This is a genomic window from Aquihabitans sp. McL0605, assembly GCF_049993875.1.
Lineage (GTDB): Bacteria > Actinomycetota > Acidimicrobiia > Acidimicrobiales > Iamiaceae > Aquihabitans.
This window is the reverse complement of record NZ_CP188252.1, coordinates 3920595-3941667: the sequence shown is the minus strand read 5'-3', so window position 1 is coordinate 3941667 and position 21073 is coordinate 3920595. Positions and strand designations below refer to the sequence as shown.

Genomic DNA, 21073 nt, shown 5'->3' with positions numbered 1-21073 from the left:
GCCGGCCTGGTGGACGGTCAGCCGTTCACCAGGTCGGCCACCAGGCGGAGCTGGGCGGGGTCGCCGTTGACCAGGAGCGTGGTCATGCAGGTCTTGCGCCACTTCTGGTCGAGCTCCTCGCGGACCTTGTCGAGCGGGCCCACCATGGCCACGTCCTCCACCAGGGCCAGCGGCACCCGCTTGATGGCCTCGTCCTTGCGGCCGGCCAGGAACAGGTCCTGGATCTCCTCGACCTCGTCGCCGTAGCCCATCCGGGCGAACAGGCTGGCGTGGAAGTTGACCTCCTTGGCCCCCATCCCGCCGATGTAGAAGCCGAGGAACATCCGCACCAGGTCGGCCGCCGCCTCCACGTCGTCGTTCACCACGATGTTGACCATGTTCGGGATCTCGAAGTCGTCCATGGTCCGCCGGGCCCCCGGACGGGCGAAGCCCTCCGCCAGGCACTCGCGGTAGTGCTTGTCGAGCTCGGGCGACAAGAAGATCGGCAGCCAGCCATCCGCGATCTCGGCGGCCATGGCCACGTTCTTCGGGCCCTCCGCCCCGAGGAGGATCGGGATGTCGGGGCGCCGGGGATGGGTGATGCTCTTGAGCGGCTTGCCCAGCTCCATCGTCCCCGGACCGCGGTTGGGCAGCTGGTAGTGCTCGCCCTGGAAGTCGAGCGGCTCCTCGCGGGCCAGGACCCGGCGGATGATCTCCACGTACTCACGGGTCCGCGCCAGCGGCTTGGGGTACGGCTGGCCGTACCAGCCCTCCACCACCTGCGGGCCCGAGGCGCCGAGGCCCAGCTGGAACCGGCCCTCGGAGAGGTGGTCGAGCGTGAGCGCGCTCATGGCGGTGGCCACCGGCGTGCGGGCCGACATCTGGCACACCGCGGTGCCGAGCTTGAGGCGAGAGGTGGCGGCGCCGTACCACGCCAGCGGCGTGAAGCAGTCCGAGCCGTAGGCCTCGGCCGACCACACCGAGTCGAAGCCCAGGTCCTCGGCGGCGGCCAGCGCCTCGGGCACGCCGACGGGCGGACCCGCGAACCAGTATCCGAGCACCAACCCGAGCTTGAGATCGTCATCAGCCATACCCGCAAGGTAGTGGCCCGAACGAGAACACGTTCTACTTTTGCGGGTAGCCTCGCCGGATGACCATGCCCACCGACATCGGCATCATCGACCTCATGCTCGACATCCCCTCGGGTGATCAGACCGAGTGGTACGAGTTCATGCGGCCGCAGCTGCGCGAGTCGTCGAAGGACCACGAGTTCCCGGCCCAGTACATGTTCGGCGATGTGCCCCACCCCGAGGTGGGCGACGACCCCATCGAGGCCGTGCTGGCCCAGATGGACCACTTCGGCATCGAGAAGGCGATGATCGGCGTCGGCTTCGAGGAGGGCCGGGTCGACAAGAACAGCGCGGTGGTCCGCTACCCCGACCGGTTCATCGGTTCGTTCAGCGTCGACCCCAACCGGGGCATGGCCGGCGTCCGAGACCTGGTGAAGGCCTACGAGACGCTCGGCATCAAGAGCGCCATCGCCTTCCCCGCCGGGCTCCACCCGCAGGTCGCCATCAACGACAAGAAGTTCTTCCCGATCTACGCCAAGTGCATCGAGCTCGACATCCCGATCTGCTGCACCACCGGCATCTGCGGGCCCCGGCTCCCCTCGGCGTGCCAGGACACCATGCTGATCGACGAGGTCTGCTGGTTCTTCCCGGAGCTCAAGTTCGTGATGCGCCACGGCGCCGAGCCGTGGGCCGACCTGGCCGCCAAGCTCCTGCTCAAGTGGCCGAACCTCTACTACTCCACCTCGGCGTTCGCGCCCCGGTACTACCCGCAGGCCATCGTCGACTACGCCAACACGCGCGGGGCCGACAAGGTGATGTACGCCGGCTACTTCCCCATGGGCCTCAGCCTCGAGCGCATCTTCGCCGACCTCCCGGGCGTGCCCTTCAAGGCCGAGGTGTGGCCCAAGTTCCTCCGCGAGAACGCCATGCGGGTCTTCAAGCTCGACGAGTGACCCGGCACCGGCGCCCCGCCGGGACCTTCGGCCCTTTCGCCAGGCGGGACGAGACCGCTACAGTAGAACACGTTCTAGTTTTCGCACGGATGCAGGTGGCCTGATGACCGAGACCAACGCGCAGAGCCGGTACCCCTTCGGCATCCCGTCCGGATGGTTCGCGGTGGCCGAGTCGCCCGACCTCGAGGTGGGCCAGACCAAGGCCGCCTACTACTTCGACACGCACCTGGTGCTGTGGCGCGACGACGAGGGCGGCGTCCACGTCCAGGACGCGTTCTGCCCCCACCTCGGCGCCCACCTCGGCCACGGCGGCAGGGTCGAGGGCTGCGAGATCATGTGCCCGTTCCACGGCTGGAAGTTCGACGCCGAGGGCGCCAACAGCGACATCCCCTACTCCGAGCGCACCAACAAGAAGGCCAAGGTCCGCACCTACCCGGCCCAGGAGCGCAACGGCTTCATCTACGCCTGGTACCACCCGCACGAGGAGGCCCCCACCTGGGAGGTCGAGCCCGTGCTGGAGATCGACGGCGGCGAGTTCAGCGGCCCCAAGAAGACGCACCACATCGTGCAGGCCGGCATCCAGGAGATGGCCGAGAACGCCGTCGACTCCGCGCACTTCCGCTACGTGCACAACGTGGCCGAGGTCCCGGTCATCGAGAAGTACGAGTCGGTCGGGCACAAGGCCTACATGGAGTCGAGCCAGAAGTTCCCCACGCCCCGCGGCGTCGTCGACGGGCGCATCGACTCCATCGCCGACGGCCCCGGCGTGAGCATCGTCCGCTTCAGCGGCATCATCGACACGCTCCTCGTCACGGCCTCCACGCCGATCGACGACCAGCAGACCGAGACCCGGTTCCACTTCTACGTGCGCAACCTCGGCGACGAGGGCACCAACTCCACGGTGGGCCAGGCGTTCGCGAACGAGGTCGACAAGCAGTTCGCCGAGGACATGCCGATCTGGGAGCACAAGGCCCACCTGGCCCGTCCGGCGCTCGCCGACAACGACGGCCCGTTCATGAAGTTCCGCAAGTGGTACGCCCAGTTCTACGTCGACGCGGCCACCGAGGTGCAGATCGCCGACACCCGCACCGTCTTCCCGCCGCCGTACTGGCCCGAGAAGATGGACGAGTCGCCCGCCAAGGCCACCGCCAGCGCCAAGCACGGCGAGTAGCGGGCAGCAGCGGCTCGCCAGCTCAGGCCTTGGCCGTGTCCCGGCGGTAGGCCCACGACGCCAAGACGGCCATCGCCACCGACCAGGCGGCCACGACCAACCAGCCCTTCACCGGCCAGACGTCGCCCCCCACCGCGGTCTTGCCCGCCTCGACCAGCCAGTACGACGGCATGGCCTCGGACACGGTGTGCAGCGCGCCGCTCGTCGCGATCGGGCCCCACGCGCCGCCGAGCAGGGCGAGGATCGACGTCAGCCCGCCCATCAGCGGGCCCAGTGAATCGACCGACACCAGGTGGCCGATGGCGATGCCCATGGCCGCGAACGGGATCAGCCCGATCAGGACCAGCACCACGAGCGTGGCCCACTCGCCCACCGAGAGCCGGACGCCGATCAGGGTGCCGGCCAGGCTGATGAGCAGGATCGACGTGGCCGCCATGGCGTAGCCCGTCAGCACCTTGGCCGAGAGGTAGGCCCGGGCCCGGAGCGGCGTGATCCGCAGCTGCCGGTTCCAGCCGATCTGGCGCTCGGCGGCGATGCGCCCGCCCGACGACACCACGGCGATCATCGTGCCGAAGGCCATCATCCCGGTCATGAAGTAGAGGGGAAGCGGGATGCCCGACACCTCCTGGTGGCGGTTCGGCCCGGCGATCAAGAAGTACAGGACCAGCGGGAAGCCCAACGAGAAGACGAAGAACCGGAAGTTGCGGAACGTCCGCTGCAGCTCGGAGCGCGTGTACATCGAGGTCTTCACGGCGCCACCTCCACGTCGTGGTCGACCGGCTCATCGGCGGTCAGCTCCAGGAACGCGGCCTCGAGCCCCGCGCTGGTCACCTCGATGTCGCAGGCGGTGGGGTGCGCTTGGAGCAGGGCCCTCAGGGCCTCGTCGGACTGGGAGCACGTGAGCACCACGGTGCGGCCGTGGAGCTCGGCGGTGGTGACGCCCGGCAGGCGGCGCAGCTCGTCGAGGTCGGCGTCGAGCGTGGCCCTGATGGTGCGCGACCCGACCATGGCCTTGATCTCGCCGGTGGGCCCGTCGGCCACCACCGCACCCCGCGCCATCAGCACGATCCGGTCGGCCCAGAGGTCGGCCTCCTCGAGGTAGTGCGTGGCGAACAGCACCGTCTTGCCCCTCGCCGCGAAGGCGCGCATGGCGTTCCAGAACCCGTGCCGGGCCGAGACGTCCATGGCCACCGTGGGCTCGTCGAGGACCAGCAGGTCGGGGTCGGAGACGATGGCGATGGCGAAGCGCACCCGCTGGGTCTCGCCGCCCGACAGCTTGTCGGTGCGGCGGTCGGCCAGCTCGCCGATGCCGGTGAGCTCGAGCACGTCGTCGACGTCGAGCGGGCTCGGGAACAGCGACGCCATCACGACGAGGAGCTCTCGCACGCTGATCTCGCGGATCAGGCCGCCGGTCTGGAGCATGGCGCCCACGACCCCGTGGTCGATGGCCTCGCGCGGGGTGCGGCCGAAGATGGCCACCGAGCCGCCGTCAGGCTCGCCCAGGCCGAGGAGCAGGTCGATCGTGGTGGACTTGCCGGCGCCGTTGGGCCCGAGCAGGGCCACGATCTCGCCGGGGGCGACGGTCAGGTCGATCCCCTTGACGGCCTGCACCGGCCCGAACGAACGGGTCAGGCCGTGGAGGGCGATGCCGGGAACAGGATGGTCAGGAACCATGACCACACCCTTGCACCCCGACGCCCCGCCGTGGAACCAGGTTCAGCGGGCGCCGAGCACCAGCACCTGGTCGGAGGCGCCCAGCACGACGCGCTGCGACTTCGGCGGGTTGACCACCACCTCGGCGGTGTCGGCGACCCGCCAGCCGAACGCGGTCTGCCCGCGGTGCGACGCGGCGGTCACGATCTCGGCGAACGTCACCTCGGTGCCCGGCGCGTAGAGCGGCGCGGGGTGCAGCGAGATGAACGCACCCTCGACGTCGAACAGCTCGTCGAACACCTTGTGGAGCTCGAGCCGCTCCGACAGCTGGGCCATCATCAGGCTCGACAGCTCGTCGCTGACGATGAAGTCCTCGACGCCGGTGGTCTGGGCGACGGCGACGTTGGCCCGGTCGAGCATCTCGGCCACGATCCGCGGGCGCACCTCGAGCCCGTGGAAGGCCTTGTCGAGCGTGAGGAGGGTGAGCATGGTGCGGGCATCGGCCTCCGACACCGGCACGGGATGGCGGTAGCCCAGCACGATGGCCTGGTCGTACCCCGATGACGCCATCGCCATCAGCGCCTCGGGCCCGCGCCCGCCGCGGTGGACCGACAGGGCGCAGTTCACGGTCTCGGGCAGCGGCGGGTGCAGATCGTCGAGATCCGACACCACCAGCGCGGGGTCGACCACCAGGTCGATCGACGACCCCGCAGCGAGGAACTCGTCGAGCTCGCGCAGGACGCCGGGCCCGAGGTCGCTCCAACCGATCATGATCACGCGCTGGGGCTCCTCGGTGAACGCCAGACCGGGGTCGACCGCCACCGCCGGCGGCTCGACGATGCCGGTGAAGATCACCTTGTCGTCGTCCTCGGCCACCGTGATGATCTCGAAGCCGGGACCGAAGGTGGCCTCGGCCGGTGGGTTGAGCTCGACGACGCCGTCGGGGCGGATCCACCCGAGCACGCTGCACGCCTCGAACGCCAGGAGCGCGTCGCGGTAGGTCGCCCCGTCGAGCTCGGGGACGGGCGTGAAGTAGATCTCGTCGCCGTCGAAGTCGAGCAGCTCCCGGAACACGGCGGCCAGGCCGGCCTGGTGGCAGGCCTGGGCGGTGAGCTCCGCGATGATCTCGTCGGCCTGGATGGTGACGATGCGGCCCTCGGTCAGCGTGCGGAGCGTGGCGGCGTGGCCGGGGTTGTCGAGCTCGGCCACCACGTGGGCGTTGCTGAACAGGGGGTCGATGCTGCGCACCGCGAGCACGGCCTTCACCACGCCGGCATCGCCGTCGTCGCCGGCGAGCACCACGATGGAGCGAGCGCCCCGCACGTTCACCATGGCCAGGTCGGCGGGGCTCGCCGGGTCGCCGGTGCGGCACACCACCCGGGTGTTGCGGGTGTCGGGCACCCGGACCCGCAGCTCGTCCTCCATCTCGTCCTTCGGCACAGCGGCGAGCACGACCACCGCCGCCCGCTTCAGGTTGTCGTTGGCCTCGACCAGCTCGGCGAGGATCGTGGCCAGCCGCGGCGACCACCCGAGCACCAGCGTGTGGTTGTCCTCGAGCACGGTGGAGCGGCCCTTGCGGAGCTCTTGGATCTGCTGGTCGACGGCCGTGGCGATGAGGCCGATGAGGCTGCCGGCCAGGAAGATGCCGGCGATGGTGATGAGCAGGCCGAGGAGCCGGGTCGGCCAGGTGGCGTCGGCCGCGAACGTGCCCGAGTCGACCACGCGGAGGAGGGCCTGCCAGAACGCGTCGAACGGGCTGCCGATCGGCCCGCCGCCGTTCACGCCCTTGAGCTGGAGCGCCCAGATGACCATCGACGCCAGGGCGATGATGATCAGCATGACGACGCCGAGGTACCCGATGACCACCATCGGGCCCCGCGACAGCGCCAGGTCGAACCGGTAGCGCGCCTGGGCCGTGAGCGTCGGCGCCGGCCGCTGCGGAGGACCGTCGTCGACGGCGACCGGCAGGGACGACGGGGCCTTTCCGCTGCCCGGCTTCAGCGGCGCGGCGGTGCGGCGTCGCTTCTCGGCGTTGACCATCGGGGTGCCCTCCACGCTGCGCCGAGACCGGCGTCGGATCCGGGCAACCTACTCGGGACCGCCCGGCGTCCGATATGGGCCGAGCGGCCCGTGCCGCCGTTCAGAAGGTGGCTTCCACCTCACCCCGGTCCATCGGCGCATCGGGCACCGGCACCAGGGCGCTGCGGAGCGCCTCGTCGAGGGCGACGACGGTTTCGGGGCCCGGTGCCGCGGCCGCCCGGGCCTCGGACTGGCGGAACTCGCGCATCGGGCCGGTGGTGGCGTGGAGGCCGTTGAGCAGCGCCCACACCGCCTGGCGCCGAGCCACCACCGCCACGGGGTTGGGTCGCCGGTACAGGTAGAGGCGCTGGGCCCACTCGGGGAGCAGGTCGCGCTGGGCCCAGTCGACGAACCAGGTGAGCGGCTGCTTGGACCGCGGCTCGTGCGCGCCGACCAGGGGCCACGTGCGGCCGGCGGCGATCGGGGTGAGGGCCAGCCGGGGCAGCTCGGCCTCGAGGCACTCGAGGACCTCGCCCTTCGACGCCGGCAGGTCGGTGCCGCCGAGGGCCTCGCCCACCCTGGTGAACTGCCGGTAGTACTCGTCGAGGTCGGCGCCCTTGAGGGCCTTCGGGTGGTAGCGCTCGTGGGCGGTGCCGATGCCCCACACCACGGTGGCGTAGTTCCACCGGATCCACTCGGGCGAGTCGGCGTCGTAGACCACGCCGTCGGGCCGGGTGCCCTTGATGGTGTGGTGCATGGCCCGCACCGCCCGGGCGGCGCGCTCGGCGGTCTCGGTGGGGCCGTAGGCCGTGGCGGTGAAGAACGCGAGCGAGTGGGCGAAGCGGACCTTGGCCCCTTCGAGGTCGACCCGGCCGGTGGGGACGCCATCGACCCGCTCCACGATCCGCGAGTGGTCGTAGCCCATCCACGCGATGCCCGGGTCGAGGTTCTCCATGAACGCGGCGCACGACAGGCCGAAGAACATGAGCGGCATGTGGGAGTGGACGTGCCAGACCGGGCTGTCGGGGCCGAACCAGCCGGGATCGCCGGCGGGCGCGGTGAAGTCCATCTTCTTGAAGAAGCGAGGCCGGACCTCGCGGTCGAGCAGCGCGTCGAACCGCTCGGCGAACGGGTTGGGCGGCACCAGCGGCGACGGGATGAGGTTCGACGGGATGAGGGGCACGGGCACTCCTGGTCGTCCGACGCGCCGCGTCTGGCTACGCGTGTGACCAACATAGGGTCTGGCAACGCCCGTGTCCAGAACCTAGATTGGTCGCCATGCCCGACGAGGATGCTCCCCCGACCCGGACCGTGAAGCCGTCGCGCTGGGCCGGGATCCCCGCCGACGAGCGCACCCGCGACCGCCGGGTGCTGCTCATCGCCGCCGCCTTCGACCTCTTCGGCACCGAGGGCGACGCCGCCACGTCGGTCCGGGCCGTGTGCCGGAGCGCCGACCTGAACGCCCGCTACTTCTACGAGAGCTTCGTCGACCGCGACGAGCTGCTCGGCGCCGTCTACGACGAGGTCGCCGTCGAGCTGGCCGACCGCCTCGGCACGGCGCTGCTCGCCGCCCCCGACTCCCCCGCCGCCCGCACCCGGGCCGGCATCGACACCGTGCTCCGGTTCATCACCGACGACCCCCGCCGCGCCCGCGTCCTGTTCACCGAGGGTCGCGGCAACCCGGTCCTGGCCGACCGACGCCGGGTGGCGCGCCAGGCGCTCGTCGAGGGCACCGCCGCGATGGGCCAAGAGGAGCTCGGCCGACGCTCGGCCGCCGCGTCCGCATCCGCGGCCGCCGTCGCTGCCACCCTGTTCGGCGGGGCCATGGAGGAGCTGGCCGAGGCCTGGACCGACGGCCGCCTCGGCGACGACCTCGACCAGGTCATCGACGACGCCACCGAGCTCAGCCTGGCCATCTTCGAGCGAGCCCGGACCCTCGGCCACCACTGACCAGCGCGGCTCGACCCGCTGCCTTTTGCCTGGTCACGGTTTTCGCCCCGGGCGTACGGCGCGACAATCAGAGGCGTGGCCACCGACGGCTCCCTGCGCGTGCACCTCCTCGGCGGTCTCGACGTCGAGGGGTTGACCGACCGCGAGGTGGCCAGCCGGAAGGGCCGGACGCTCCTGAAGGTGCTGGCGCTCGCCGAGGGCACCCCGGTCCCGGTCGGTCGGCTGAGCCTGGCGCTCTGGCCCAGCGAGCCCCCGTCGCACCCGGCCGACCAGGTCTGCGTGCTCGTCTCCCGGCTCCGCCACGTGGTCGGCGCCGACCGGATCGTGCGGACCGACGGCTGCTACCGGCTCTGCACCGACTGGCTCGACATCGAGGAGGTCGAGCAGCGGGTGGCCGCCGCCGAGCGCGCGCTCGACGACGGCCACCACGAGGCGGCCCTCATGGAGGCCACCCGGGCGATCAGCCTGGTGCGCGGCCCCCTTCTGCCCGACGATGACGGCGACTGGGTCGACCCGGTCCGCACCCACGTCGCCGGCACGATCGCCCGGGCCCACCACGCCGCGGCTGCGGCATCGGCCGCCACCGGCGACCACGTCACCGCGGCGCGCGCCGCCGATGCCGCCCTCACCCACGACCCCTACGACGAGCTGGCCCTGCGGGCGCTGATGCGCGCCCACGCTGCCGCCGGCCGCCCGTCGGCGGGCCTGGCCCGCTACGTCGAGACCCGCGACCGGATCAGCGACGACCTGGGGGTCGAGCTGGCGGCGGAGACCGAGGCCGTGCACGACGACCTGGTCCTCCAGCGCGGGATACCGACCGACCTCCGCTGAGGCGTCAGCACCCGTCAGCCCCGGTTCGGTACGTCGTACCGATGCCGGCGGCGGCGGCGACCCGCACGATGGTCGGCGTGGCCCGCGACCGCGGGCTGCGATCCCCCCAAACCGACCGACCGGGGCACCCCGGTCCCGCTGCAAGGCCGCTGCAAGGCCGCGGGCGGAACCTGGACGCCCCCGTCCACACCCAGGAGGACGCCATGTCCACCACGCACGCCCCGCTCCAGCTCGCCGAACCCGATCCGGCCGAGGTGGAGGCCTTCGTCGGCCAGTTCGCCACCGATCTCGCCGCCGTGCTCCACGCCACGACGGTCGTCATCGGCGACCGCCTCGGGCTCTACACCGAGCTCGCCCGCTCCGGCCCGTCGACGGCAGCCGACCTGGCCAAGGCGACCGGCTACGACCCGCGCTACCTGCAGGAGTGGCTGAGCGCCCAGGCCGCCGCCGGCTACGCCCACTTCGACCCGGCCACCGGCCGGTTCCACCTCGATGCCGCGCAGGCCGCGTGCCTGGCCGACGAGACCCTGCCCACCTTCCTCGCCGGGGGCATGGCCGTGGGCTCGTCGACCCACCGCGACCAGGACGCCATCGTCGAGGCCTACCGCTCGGGCGACGGCGTGGGCTGGCACCAGCACCACGCCGACCTGTTCACGGGCACCGAGCGCTTCTTCCGACCGGGCTACGCCGCCAACCTGGTGGCCGAGTGGATCCCGGCGATCGAGGGGCTCGACGCCCGGCTCACCCAGGGCGGGACGGTCGCCGACATCGGCTGCGGCCACGGCGCCTCGTCGATCCTCCTGGCGAAGGCGTACCCGAAGCTGTCGGTGGTGGGCTTCGACTACCACCCAGAATCCATCCGCATCGCCACGGAACGGGCCGAGAAGGCGGGGGTGTCCGACCACGTCCGGTTCGAGGTGGCCAAGGCCGATGACATCCAGGCCGCGCCCGGTGGCTACGACATGGTGTGCATCTTCGACGCCCTCCACGACATGGGCGACCCGCTCGCGGTGGCCAAGGAGATCCGCTCCCGCATCGCCCCCGACGGCGTGTGGCTGCTGGTGGAGCCCAACGCCAACGACGCCCTCGAGGACAACCTCAACCTGATCGGCAAGATCTTCTACTCGGCGTCGTCGACGATCTGCACCCCGGCCAGCCGCTCCGACGGCGGCTCGAGCGCGGCGTGCCTCGGGGCCCAGGCCGGCGAGGCCCGCCTCCGGGACCTCTGCATCGAAGCCGGCTTCAGCTCGGTCCGCCGCGCCGCCGAGACCCCGTTCAACATGGTCCTGGAGGTCCGCCCCTAGCCCCCGTAGGGGTCGGCCCCAGAGCGCGCCCGGCAGGCGACCGCCTGCCGGGCATAGCTCGCGTCGATGGATCCGCAGGTGGTGATCACCAGAAACCATGGAGACATCTCGAAACGATCGAACACCTGTTCGCTCGGCCCGGTATCCTGATCTCCATGCTCCCTCCGCCCACCGGACCCGACGTCGATCAGATGCGCCGCTACGACCAGATCTGCGGAGAGGTCGCAGTGGTGATGGGGGCGGTCAACGTCGGGCACGGACGTCTCGTCGAGCTGGCCCGCTACGCCATCGATGAGGGGCTGACCTCGGGCACCGGCATCCAGTCGCCGGCGCACTGGGTCGCCTGGCGCTCCCGGGTGTCGCTGGCACGCGCCAAGGACATCGTCCGCCTCGCCGCCCGGGCCGACGAGGTGCCGTGCGCGGTGGCGGCGCTCGTCGCGGGCGAGCTGACCCTCGACCAGGCCGCCATGATCGCCCGGCACGTCCCCGCCGAGTTCGACGAGTCCTGCACCCGCTTCGCCAAGATCGCCACCGTCTCCCAGCTCCGCAAGGCACTCCCCCGCTACGGGTTCGACAAGCCAGAGAAGGCCGACACCGAACGCCGCGAGTGCGCCACCGGTACCGACGACGCGTCGTGGTGGCTCCACGGGCGCCTACCCGAAGACCAGGGCGCCGTCGTCGACCAAGCGCTCCGGGCCAAGCGGGACGACCTCTACCGGCAGCGCCGGGCCGACCGGCCCGAGGGCACCGAGGTTCCACCCGTGTCGCTGGCCGACGCGCTCCTCGCCCTGGCCGAAGACGCGCTCGACGCCGGGGGCGCGGCTCGGCCCGGCTCCGATCGGTACCTCGTCCACGCCCACCTCGAGGCGGGGCCCGATGGCACCCTCCAGCTGGCGACCCACCTCGGGCTCCCCTTGCCCGATCACCAGCGCCGGCTGATCCTGTGCGACTGCTCACTCCGCGGCATCGTCCGTGACGGCCTGACCCCGCTCGGGGCGGGTCGCAAGACGCGGGTCATCAACCGCCGGATGCGACGCGCCGTCGAGCACCGAGACGGCGGGTGCGCGGTGCCCGGCTGCGGCCGCACGGTCGGGTTGGAGATCCACCACATCTGGCACTGGGAGGACGGCGGTCTCACCGAGACCCACAACCTCGTCTGCCTCTGCCGCGCCCACCACCGCAGCCACCACCTCGACGAGCTCGCCATCACCGGCAACCCCGACCTGCCACGCGGCACGCCGGGCGCCCTCGAGCTCCACGACCAGGCGGGCCGCCTGCTGAGCCCCACCGGCACGCCCATCCCCCGCATCCCCCAGGCGAGCAGCCGACCGGCCACCACCACCCCCGGCGACGGCGCCACCGAGGCGGCACGCGCCGCCGGCCTCCGTCCCGGGTCGTACCAGCCACCCGTCGGCGAGCCGATGCGCCTGCGAGACCTCTACTTCCACCCGGACGAGTCCCCGTCCCGTCCGACGGACGGCGATGCTCCGCCGCCCGAGGATCGCCCCCCCACGCCGGGGCCCGGCCGTCCCTCCACCCCGAGGCCTGAGCACCGCGCCCGGCCTGAGAGCACCGAGCCGTCCGGTCCGCCCGAAGCCAACGGCCCACCCCAGGCCGCCTGAGCCGCCGGGCCCCGTGCGCCCATCCCACCGATCGACCTCCCGGCAGGCACCCCCTGCCGGCACATCAGCGCGCCCGCGCCGCCAGACCTAGGAGCGAGGAGGCGAGGAGGCGAGGACCGCCTGCACCAGCTCGGGACACGTCGAGCGATCGCGGATCGCGATCAACGACGGCGCGCCCGTCGAAGGGCGCACCGTCGTCCGGGCACCGGCCCTAGGGCTTGTCCTTGCCGACGACCCACATGGCGAAGAACTGCGAGCCGCCGCCGTAGGCGTGGCCCACGGCCTTGCGGACCGAGTCGACCTGGTGCTCGCCGGCGGTGCCGCGCACCTGCATGGCCGCCTCGGCGAACCGCAGCATGCCGGAGGCGCCGATGGGGTTGGTGCAGAGCACGCCGCCGGACATGTTGACGGGGAGATCACCGTCGAGGGCGGTGACGCCGTCCTCGGTCATCTTCCAGCCCTCGCCCGGCTCGGCGAAGCCGAGGTTCTCGAGCCACATCGGCTCGAACCAGCTGAACGGCACGTACATCTCGACGGCGTCGACGTCCTTGCGGGGGTTGGTGATCCCCGCCTGCTTGTAGACGTCGGCGGCGCAGAGGGCGCCACCGAGGGGCAGCACGGTGTCGCGCTCGGCGGACAGCGTGGGCTCGGAGCGCATGGCCGTGCCCTGGATCCACGCCGGCTTGCGGCCCTGGGCGGCGGCCTCGTCGGCCACCTTCTCCGAACCGAGCACCAAGGCGCAGGCACCGTCGGACGACGGGCAGGTCTCGGCGTAGCGGATCGGATCCCACAGCATCATCGACTCCTTGATGGAGTCGAACGAGATGTCGTGCTCGTGGAGGTGGGCGTACGGGTTCTTGAGCCCGTTCTGGCGATCCTTGAGGGCGACGAGCATGCCGACGTGGTCGGGCGCCTTCGACCGGCGGATGTAGCTGCGGATGTGCGGGGCGAAGTAGCCGCCGGCACCGGCGTGCAGCGGCGGGGTGAACGGGATCGGCAGCGAGAGGGCCCACATGGCCTCGGACTCGGACTGCTTCTCGAACGCCACGGTGAGCACCCGCTCGTGGATGCCGGCCGCGATGAGCTGGCTGGCGACGATGGCGGTGGAGCCGCCGACCGAGCCGGCGGTGTGGACCCGGAACATCGGCTTGCCCGTGCAGCCCAGCGCGTCGGCCAGGAACAGCTCGGGCATCATGACGCCCTCGAAGAAGTCGGGAGCCTTGCCGATGACGACGGCGTCGACGTCGGACCAGGTCATCTCGGCGTCGGCCAGCGCCCGGCCGGCGGCCTCGCGGAGGAGGCCGGCCACGGAGACGTCACCGCGGGTTGCTTCGTGCTTGGTCTGGCCGATGCCGACCACGGCTACGCGTTCGTGGCCCATCAGTTCTCACCTTCCAGGACAGCGACGAGGTTCTGTTGCAGGCAGGGGCCGCTGGTGGCGTGCGCCACCCCACGGTTCGCCTCGCCGGCGGAGATGCGGTTGGCCACCTCACCGATCCGGATGAGGCCGGCGGTCATCATGGCGTTGGCGGCGAGGGCGCCGCCGGAGGGGTTGATCGCCGTGTCGGCACCGAGGCCGAGAGCCTCGGCCAGGATCAGCTCCTGGTGCGAGAACGGGGCGTGCAGCTCGGCCACGTCGACCTGGCCGCCGGCCACGCCGGCCTTCTCGCCGGCGATGCGGGTGCTCTCGCTGACGGTGAGGTCCCGCAGACCGAGGTGGATGGGCTCGACGCGGTGGTCGATGCCCCGGATCCACGCCGGGCGGGAGACCCTGGAGCGGGCCACGTCGCCGGCCGCCAGGATGATGCAGGCGGCGCCGTCGGTGATCGGGGCGCAGTCGCTCTTGCGGAGCGGAGCGATGTGGTACTCCTCGGCCAGCAGGTCGGCGGCCGGGCGGTCCCACGCCAGCTGGGCGTTCGGGTTGCCCAGGGCGTCCTTGCGGCTGCGAGCGACGACGTCGGCCAGGTCGGCCTCGGTGGCCTTGCCGCTGTCGAGCAGGGCCCGGGCCTGGAGGGCCGCGAGGCTGACCGAGTCGGCCCACAGCGGAGCGACGGTGATCGGGTCGAGCTGCCGGGTCAGCACCATCGGCAGATCACCGGGCGACGACTTGGCGTAGGCGTACACCAGCGCGGTGTCGAGCTCGCCGAGCTGGAGCTTCACCCAGGCCTCGTAGAGGGCCCACGCGCCGTCCATCTCCACGTGGCTCTCCTGGATGGGAGGCCACGGGCCGACGGCGTCGAGCGTCGACACGAAGCTGAACGCCGTGCCGGCGAGGTAGTCGGTGGAGCCCGAGCAGGTGAACCCGATGTCGTCGATGGTCATGTCGACCTGCGACAGGGCATCGTGGACCGCCGGCATGAGCATCTCGACCTCGTTGAGCTCGGGAACCGAGCGACGGGCCGGGGTCTGGGCAAACGAGATGACCGCGATGTCGCGCATCAGTTCTCTCCTCCGAACTCAGCGGTGCCGCCCTCGCCGGTGCGCGGGTTGCGCACGGTGAGCTCGGTGGGGGGAACGCCGTCGACCCACGAGCCCAGGCCGGTGCCCCGGATCTCGCCGGGGATGCGGACGTTGAGGTCATCAGGCTCGCCCGTGGGGCGGAACCACTTGATGGACTCGAGCGTGGGCTCGATGTCGGCATCGTCGCGCCACACCGCTTCGACCCGCATGCCGATGCGGACCTGGTCGGCGGGGATCTCCTGGATGAGGTGCATGATCGAGAGGTCGGCCCCGTCGAGCATGATCAGGGCGCTGGTGTACGGGATCTCCATGCCGGACCCGTAGAACTGCAGGTTCACCACGCAGAACGAGGTGACGGTGCCCACCTGGGCCACCTCGACCTCGATCGGCGTGGCCGCACCGAGCTCCGGATCGGCGCCACGGGCCGGCACGTACACCCGGCTCTCGGGGGTGGCCTGCTGACCGATGATCTTCTTCTGGGTGATGCCCTTGAGGAAGCGGGTGGTGGCGTCACCGGCGGTGAACGTGTAGTCGAGCTGGGCGGGGGTGCGGACGGACCGCACGGCCTCGACGCCCTGCAGCGACGCGGGGAGTTGGATCTCGGGCATCAGGCTGCTCCTCCTTCGACGAGCACCCAGTGGGCGATGTCGTCGATGTGGCCCTCGCGCTCGTCGGCCCACACGGGCTTCACGCGAGCGCCGGTGGCGACCGCATCGATGCTGTCGGCCTTGAGGGCCCCCAGCATCGGCGTGTCGGCCCCGTCGGGCTTCACGAGGATCCAGGCGAACGGATCGTCGAGCGGGTGCTTGGCGTGAGGCGCGGTGACCCATGCCCACGTGGTGATGACCCCCTCGGGGCCCACCTCCACCAGCTCGGTGAGATCGTTGCCCGAGACCGGGTCGAACTCGGCGGGCGGAACGATCACGCGACCGTCTTCGGCCTTCGACCCCACCAGGACCTGCTCGCGCAGGCCCGTGAGGAAGGCACCGATGATGGGTCCGGTGGTCCGCTTGAACGGGTACTCGATGATGAGCGGGGCTGAGAGGATCTCCCCGGCTTCTGTCTGATCCGTCACGGGGCGCACACTAGAACACGTTCTCGTTTTCGCAAACCCGGCGCTGGTGGACCGTTCGTCGTTCATCCCGGGGGGTGACTGGGTCTCACCCCTCGGGCCGAGGCCCGGAGGCCGATCGGTTGCGAAGGTGGTTCCGACATCGAAGGGTTCGAGCAGGGCACCATCGACGCAGCCGTGCCGCTCGAACGCTGAGCTGATCGCGGCACGCCTCGGACCGGCAGGGTCCGAGGCGTGCCGACGCGTCACGGCGTCGGTCGGCGGAGCGCGTGTGGGTCGGTCCGGGCGCTGGCAGGATCTCCGCCATGGCTGGGGCTGAGGTGGGGTTCGGGAGCGAGCGGGCGATCCGGGTGTTCGTGTCGTCGACGTTCCGCGACATGCAGGACGAGCGCGAGGAGCTGGTCAAGCGGGTCTTCCCGCAGGTCCGGCGGCTGTGCGAGGAGCGCGGCGTCGGCTGGTCCGAGGTCGACCTGCGCTGGGGCGTGACCGACGAGCAGAAGGCCGAGGGCGCCGTCCTGCCCATCTGCCTGGCCGAGATCGATCGCAGCCGGCCGTTCTTCCTCGGCCTGCTCGGCCAGCGCTACGGGTGGGTGCCCGAGGAGCTGCCGCCGAACCTCGTCGAGCAGCTGCCCTGGCTGGGGACCCTGCCCGGCACGTCGGTCACCGAGATGGAGGTGCTGCACGGCGCCCTCAACGACCCCGATGCCGCCGGGCACACGTTCTTCCACCTGCGCGACCCATCGTGGATGGCGTCTCGGCCCCCGGCGGAGCAGGAGCTCCTCGGAGAGGCGGAGCCCGAGAACGTCGCCAAGCTCGACCAGCTGAAGGACCGGGTCCGCGCCTCGGGCCATCCGTGCGCCGACTACCTGTCGCCCGAGGACCTGGGCCGCCAGGTCCTCGTCGAGCTGACGGCCATGGTCGACCAGCTCTTCCCCGCTGACGACGTGCCCGATCCGCTCGAGCGCGAGGCCGACGCCCACCGCGCGTTCGGCGCGGCGCGCCGCGCCGGCCACATCGATCGGCCAGGGGTCGTGGCCGCGCTCGACCGGTACGTCGACGGCACCGCTCCCCCGCTGGTCCTCCACGGCGAGCCCGGGTCCGACGTCACCCCGCTCGTCGCCCGGTGGGGCGGTGACCGGAGCGCGTTCGTCCACCACGTCGGGGCCACCTCCGACGCGTCCGACTGGCGCGCCATGGCGGCCCGCCTCGTCGGCGCGCTCGATCCGTCGGTCGACGTGGCGCTGCTCCCCGACGATGCCGCCGGCCGCCGAGCCGCGCTGTTCTCGGCGATCGAGCGGGCCGGCGCGGACGGGACCCGGCCGATCGTGGTGGTCGACGGGGCCGAGCTGCTGATCGACGTCGACGGCGCGCCCGACCTCACGTGGCTGCCGGTCCAGGTGCCGGCGACCGTGCGGGTCATCATCACGACGGCGGACCAGCGGGCGGTCGACGAGGCGGCGCGCCGCGGCTGGCCGGTCGGCGAGGTGCCGCCGCTGGACGACACCGAGCGGCGGCAGTTCATCGCCGCCTTCCTCGGGCGGTGGTCGAAGGGCCTCGACGCGGCCCACGTCGACCGGCTGGCCGGCGCCGCCCAGACCGGCAACCCGCTGTTCCTGCGGACGGTGCTCGACGAGCTCCGCCAGTGGGGCGACCACTTCACCCTCGGCGAGGTGATCGAGCGGTACCTGGCGGCGCAGACCGTCGACGACCTGCTCGAACAGGTGCTCGACCGCTACGAGGCCGACTTCGAGCGCGAGCGCCCGGGCCTGGTCGGCGACGCCATGCGCGCGCTGTGGGCGTCGCGGCGAGGCCTGTCCGAGCCCGAGCTCCTCGAGCTGCTCGGCGCTCCGGGCGGCGAGCCGGTCACCCACGCCGTGTGGTCGCCGCTGGTCCTGGCCGCCGAGGACGGGCTCGTCACCCGCTCCGGCGTCCTCGGGTTCGCCACGCCGCTGCACCGCCAGGCGGTCGAGGACCGGTACCTCCGCACCGACGAGGCGCGCCGAGCCGCTGCCACCACCGTCGCCGGGTACTTCGCGACCCAGCCCCTCGGCCCTCGCGTGGTCGAGGAGCTGCCGTGGGCCCAGCTGGCGGCGGGCGACACCGACGGCCTGGTCCGCACCATCTCGGACCTCGCCTACCTCGACGTCGCCTACCCCATCGCCCACGCCGACCTCCGTCGCCAGTGGGCCCGCGCCGAGGAGGCGGGGCGCTCGGTGGTCGACGGCTACCGGCCGGTCCTCACCGACCCCGCCGCCCACCCCGAGCAGGCGTGGGCCGTGGCCCGGCTCGTGACCGACGCCGGCCACCCGACCGAGGCGCTGGCCCTCAACCGCTTCCTCGTCGATCACTACCGGGCCGGCGGCTCACCCGGCGAGGAGAGGGCGCCGGCGCGCCTGCGCGCGTCGCTGGTCAACCTGGGCGCGGCGCTCTGGCTCCAGGGGCAGCTCGACGAGGCCGAGGTGCCGCTCACCGAGGCCGTCGCCCTCAGCCGCGCCGCGGGCGACGACGTGCTCCTGCAGGCCGCGCTCGGCGACCTCGGGCTGGCGCGCCGCGACAGCGGCGAGCTCGAGGCGGCCGGCGCCGCCTTCACCGAGGAGACCGAGCTGTGCCGTCGGGCCGGCAACACGTGGGGACTGCAGGCCAGCCTCGGCAACCACGCCGGTGCCCTCCGCCAGCTCGGCGAGCACGACCGGGCGATGGTGCTGCTCGCCGAGCAGGAGGTCCTCTGCCGATCGGTCGGCGAGGCCTCCGGGCTCGGGGCCGCGCTCGTGGGCCAGGCCGCGATCCTGGCGGACCGGGGCGACCCCGCCGCGGCGGTGGAGCGCTTCGACGCGTACCGGGTGTGGGCCGTCGAGGCGGGCGACCTCCGTGCCCAGGCCGAGGCCCTGCTCAACCTCGGCACCACGCTCCGGCAGCTCGGTCGTCGGGACGAGGCCGCGGCCCGCAACGCCGAGGCCGAGGCGCTCGTGCGCCGGATGGGCGACGGCGCCCTGCTGGCCCGGGTGCTCGACGGCGAGGCGCGGGTGGCGTCGGAGGAGAGCCGTTGGCCCGACATGGCCCGCCTCGCCGACGAGGCCGTCCTCACCGCCAAGGAGGCCAGCGCCACCGGCGCGCTCGTGCTGGCGCTCGGCAGCCAGGGCACGGCTCGCCGGGAGCTGGGTGACCTTCCGGGCGCCGCGGCCGCCCACCAGGAGGAGCTGGCCGTCGCCACCCGGCTCGGCGACCCGGCCGCGGTGGCCACCTCGCAGGTGAACCTGGGCAACGTCGCCATCGCGGGCAACGACCTGCCGAACGGGCTGGCCTGGTACGACGCGGCCGAGCCGGCGCTGCGCGAGCGCAACCTCTGGATGGTGCTCGTCCCCCTGCTCAACAACCGGTGGCAGGTCCACAGCGTGCTGGGCGACGACACGTCGGCCACCGACGACCTGGTGTCGTGCACGCACGCGTGCGTCCGCTGCGGCGCGTGGCAGCAGGCCCAGCAGGTGGGGGCCCAGGCCCTCCAGCACCTCAACGGCACCGGCCGATCCGCCGAGGCCGGCCCGGTGTTCGACGACCTCACCGCCGCGGCCCGGGCCCTCGGCGACGACGACGCCCTCCAGCAGGCGCTCGGCGACCACGCGCTCGTGGTGCTGGCCCGCGGCGACCTGGCCGGCGCATCCGCGCTGCTCGACGAGCAAGACGAGGTGTGCCGCCGCACCGGCAACCAGATCGGCCTGGCCGCATGCGTCGGCAACCGGGCCATCGTCAAGCAGCAGCAGGGCGATCTGTCCGGTGCACTGGCCTGCGTCGACGAGCAGCTGCGGCTCAGCCAGGCGGTCGGCAACGCGCAAGGGGTGCTGTTCGCCACGGCGAACCGCGGCGAGCTGCTCGGTCAGCTCGGCCGCACGCCCGAGGCCCTCGCCGCCCTCCAGGAGGCCCGGGCCATGGCCGCCCGGTACGCCGTCGCCCCCATGGTCCAGCAGCTCGACCAGATGATCGCCGCGGTCAACGCCCCCCAGAACTAGGCAGCGGCTACAGGAACTCGGCGGTGGTGCCGCCCAGCGGGATCGGGTCCATGCCGAGCTTGCGGTGGTCCCAGCTGCGGGTGCGGGTGACGTCGACGCGCACGGCCACGCGCTTGTTGAGCATGAACTCGACGAGCGGCTTCATCTCGTCGGTGTAGGGGCCGTTGTAGCGCTCCCACACGCTCACGCCGACGGCCCACAGCGCCTCGGGATCGTCGACGATCTCGGCGGTGCCCTCGAGCGAGACGCCGCGCAGGGTGTCGTAGGTGTGGCCGTCCTCGATGAGCACGGTGATCTTCGGGTCGCGCCGCAGGTTGGTGGCCTTCTGCGACTTGGCCTTGGTCTCGAACCAGATGGCCCCGTCGACGACGGCGTACCACATGGCCACGGCGTGCGGATGGCCCGACGGACCGTTGGTCACCATGGTGGCGGTGCGGCTCCGATCGAGGTACGCCTCGATCTCGTCGTCGGTCATCTCGATCTTGCTGCGCTCGTTGGTCCCCATGGCTGCGGACCCTATCGGGAAAGAAATCTGCGAATCCTCGGCCGACCGGTCGATCCGAGGCGCCGGCGTTCGTAGTAGTGCTGAGGGCCGGCAACGGGCCGGCCTCGATCGAAGGATGAGCACATGACCCAGTACCTCCTCTCCGTCCACTACGTCGACGGCCAGGCCGCCACCCCCGAGGCCGAGCAGCAGGCCGCGTACGAGGCGGTCGACAAGTTCAATACCGAGCTCCAGGCCAGCGGCGCCTGGGTGTTCGCCGGCGGGCTCCACACCCCCGACATGGCCACGGTGGTCGACGCCACCGGCGCCGAGACCATCACCACCGACGGCCCCTTCGCCGAGGCCAAGGAGCAGCTCGGCGGCTTCTGGGTCGTCGAGGCGCCCGACCTCGATGCTGCGCTCGCCCTGGCCGCCCAGGGCTCGGCCGCCTGCGGCGGCCCCGTCGAGGTCCGCCCGTTCCAGGGCGAGTGAGGCTCCGGC

Annotated in this window: 18 protein-coding genes; 8 read left to right on the top strand and 10 right to left on the bottom strand. The window is 72.1% G+C overall.

The features are described from left to right. Nucleotides 1-17 precede the first annotated feature (17 nt). Entirely contained in the window at nucleotides 18-1070 is a 1053-nt protein-coding gene (locus ACPPVX_RS18195; RefSeq protein ID WP_426571995.1) for an LLM class F420-dependent oxidoreductase, read from the bottom strand. 59 nt (nucleotides 1071-1129) lie between these two features. Here ACPPVX_RS18195 and ACPPVX_RS18190 point away from each other — a divergent pair, with 59 nt between their 5' ends. Beyond that, entirely contained in the window at nucleotides 1130-2002 is an 873-nt protein-coding gene (locus ACPPVX_RS18190; RefSeq protein ID WP_426571994.1) for an amidohydrolase family protein, read from the top strand. A gap of 103 nt (nucleotides 2003-2105) precedes the next feature. After that, entirely contained in the window at nucleotides 2106-3173 is a 1068-nt protein-coding gene (locus tag ACPPVX_RS18185) for a Rieske 2Fe-2S domain-containing protein (RefSeq protein WP_426571993.1), read from the top strand. A 22-nt stretch (nucleotides 3174-3195) separates the two neighbouring features. On the opposite strand, the gene ACPPVX_RS18180 is transcribed toward ACPPVX_RS18185, so the two are convergent. The 4 genes from ACPPVX_RS18180 to ACPPVX_RS18165 all read right to left on the bottom strand — a co-directional run bounded on the left by ACPPVX_RS18180 (nucleotide 3196) and on the right by ACPPVX_RS18165 (nucleotide 8034). Then, nucleotides 3196-3924 carry an ABC transporter permease gene (locus tag ACPPVX_RS18180; protein WP_426571991.1) on the bottom strand — a complete coding sequence of 243 codons (729 nt, stop codon included), beginning with the start codon at nucleotides 3922-3924 and terminating at the stop codon, nucleotides 3196-3198. After that, nucleotides 3921-4847 carry an ABC transporter ATP-binding protein gene (locus tag ACPPVX_RS18175; protein WP_426571990.1) on the bottom strand — a complete coding sequence of 309 codons (927 nt, stop codon included), beginning with the start codon at nucleotides 4845-4847 and terminating at the stop codon, nucleotides 3921-3923. Before ACPPVX_RS18175 ends, ACPPVX_RS18180 begins: the two co-directional genes overlap by 4 nt. 42 nt (nucleotides 4848-4889) lie before the next feature. Next, the gene (locus ACPPVX_RS18170; RefSeq protein WP_426571989.1) at nucleotides 4890-6866 is read right to left on the bottom strand and encodes a CASTOR/POLLUX-related putative ion channel; all 1977 of its coding nucleotides are present in this window, start codon (nucleotides 6864-6866) and stop codon (nucleotides 4890-4892) included. Between the two features lie 100 nt (nucleotides 6867-6966). Continuing rightward, nucleotides 6967-8034, bottom strand: coding sequence for an oxygenase MpaB family protein (locus tag ACPPVX_RS18165; RefSeq protein WP_426571988.1), 1068 nt, complete (start codon nucleotides 8032-8034; stop codon nucleotides 6967-6969). Between the two features lie 89 nt (nucleotides 8035-8123). Between ACPPVX_RS18165 and ACPPVX_RS18160 the strand changes: the two genes are divergently transcribed. The 4 genes from ACPPVX_RS18160 to ACPPVX_RS18145 all read left to right on the top strand — a co-directional run bounded on the left by ACPPVX_RS18160 (nucleotide 8124) and on the right by ACPPVX_RS18145 (nucleotide 12552). Further along, nucleotides 8124-8795, top strand: coding sequence for a TetR/AcrR family transcriptional regulator (locus tag ACPPVX_RS18160; RefSeq protein ID WP_426571987.1), 672 nt, complete (start codon nucleotides 8124-8126; stop codon nucleotides 8793-8795). Nucleotides 8796-8870: 75 nt separating this feature from the next. Further along, nucleotides 8871-9626: an AfsR/SARP family transcriptional regulator gene (locus tag ACPPVX_RS18155; protein ID WP_426571986.1), complete on the top strand. Its 756-nt coding sequence runs from the start codon at nucleotides 8871-8873 to the stop codon at nucleotides 9624-9626. Between the two features lie 203 nt (nucleotides 9627-9829). Further along, nucleotides 9830-10930, top strand: coding sequence for a class I SAM-dependent methyltransferase (locus ACPPVX_RS18150; protein ID WP_426571985.1), 1101 nt, complete (start codon nucleotides 9830-9832; stop codon nucleotides 10928-10930). 155 nt (nucleotides 10931-11085) lie between these two features. Then, nucleotides 11086-12552, top strand: coding sequence for a hypothetical protein (locus tag ACPPVX_RS18145; protein WP_426571984.1), 1467 nt, complete (start codon nucleotides 11086-11088; stop codon nucleotides 12550-12552). Between the two features lie 211 nt (nucleotides 12553-12763). Here ACPPVX_RS18145 and ACPPVX_RS18140 read toward each other — a convergent pair whose 3' ends face one another. From ACPPVX_RS18140 to ACPPVX_RS18125, 4 genes are read right to left on the bottom strand one after another with little or no spacing between them, the layout of a single operon-like run. Next, complete coding sequence (locus ACPPVX_RS18140) at nucleotides 12764-13933, bottom strand: thiolase domain-containing protein (RefSeq protein ID WP_426571983.1); 1170 nt, start codon at nucleotides 13931-13933, stop codon at nucleotides 12764-12766. Beyond that, nucleotides 13933-14991, bottom strand: coding sequence for a thiolase domain-containing protein (locus ACPPVX_RS18135; protein ID WP_426571982.1), 1059 nt, complete (start codon nucleotides 14989-14991; stop codon nucleotides 13933-13935). Before ACPPVX_RS18135 ends, ACPPVX_RS18140 begins: the two co-directional genes overlap by 1 nt. Further along, entirely contained in the window at nucleotides 14991-15620 is a 630-nt protein-coding gene (locus tag ACPPVX_RS18130; RefSeq protein ID WP_426571981.1) for a Zn-ribbon domain-containing OB-fold protein, read from the bottom strand. Before ACPPVX_RS18130 ends, ACPPVX_RS18135 begins: the two co-directional genes overlap by 1 nt. After that, complete coding sequence (locus ACPPVX_RS18125; protein WP_426571980.1) at nucleotides 15620-16087, bottom strand: Zn-ribbon domain-containing OB-fold protein; 468 nt, start codon at nucleotides 16085-16087, stop codon at nucleotides 15620-15622. Before ACPPVX_RS18125 ends, ACPPVX_RS18130 begins: the two co-directional genes overlap by 1 nt. Before the next feature lie 302 nt (nucleotides 16088-16389). Between ACPPVX_RS18125 and ACPPVX_RS18120 the strand changes: the two genes are divergently transcribed. Then, nucleotides 16390-20088, top strand: coding sequence for a tetratricopeptide repeat protein (locus tag ACPPVX_RS18120; protein ID WP_426571979.1), 3699 nt, complete (start codon nucleotides 16390-16392; stop codon nucleotides 20086-20088). A 7-nt stretch (nucleotides 20089-20095) separates the two neighbouring features. On the opposite strand, the gene ACPPVX_RS18115 is transcribed toward ACPPVX_RS18120, so the two are convergent. Next, on the bottom strand, nucleotides 20096-20593 hold the full coding sequence (locus ACPPVX_RS18115) for a pyridoxamine 5'-phosphate oxidase family protein (RefSeq protein WP_426571978.1): 498 nt from the start codon (nucleotides 20591-20593) through the stop codon (nucleotides 20096-20098). A 123-nt stretch (nucleotides 20594-20716) separates the two neighbouring features. Between ACPPVX_RS18115 and ACPPVX_RS18110 the strand changes: the two genes are divergently transcribed. Then, nucleotides 20717-21064 carry a YciI family protein gene (locus tag ACPPVX_RS18110; RefSeq protein ID WP_426571977.1) on the top strand — a complete coding sequence of 116 codons (348 nt, stop codon included), beginning with the start codon at nucleotides 20717-20719 and terminating at the stop codon, nucleotides 21062-21064. Nucleotides 21065-21073: the final 9 nt, after the last annotated feature.